At 60.2% G+C, this 251-nt stretch carries 1 protein-coding gene; it reads right to left on the reverse strand.

Annotated features, from left to right (window positions below):
- Positions 1 to 251 (reverse strand): hypothetical protein (locus tag H6A60_RS13410; RefSeq protein WP_205105354.1); only part of this gene is annotated, 251 nt, incomplete at both ends.

Genomic DNA, 251 nt, shown 5'->3' on the forward strand with positions numbered 1-251 from the left:
GTCGCGAGCAATCCGCATCTCGAACCACTGCTCGTCCGTCATGTCGTCGGGCTTCTCGTCAAAAAGCGGCTTAAGACTCTCTGCAGCCGTAGCCTGATCGAGCAGATCTTCCGTGACAATCATTCGATCGAGCGCGCGCCCCGCTTCCGGAGACAGTTCCAGAAGCGCTTCGCCGAACTCGGCCTCGTAGGCGCGTCTGAGGGCGCCTGTCGTCTCGCTCTTCATCAGGCGGTAGACATCGCGAATCCATG

This window comes from Sutterella massiliensis (assembly GCF_016899755.1).
Classification (GTDB): Bacteria; Pseudomonadota; Gammaproteobacteria; order Burkholderiales; family Burkholderiaceae_F; genus Sutterella; species Sutterella massiliensis.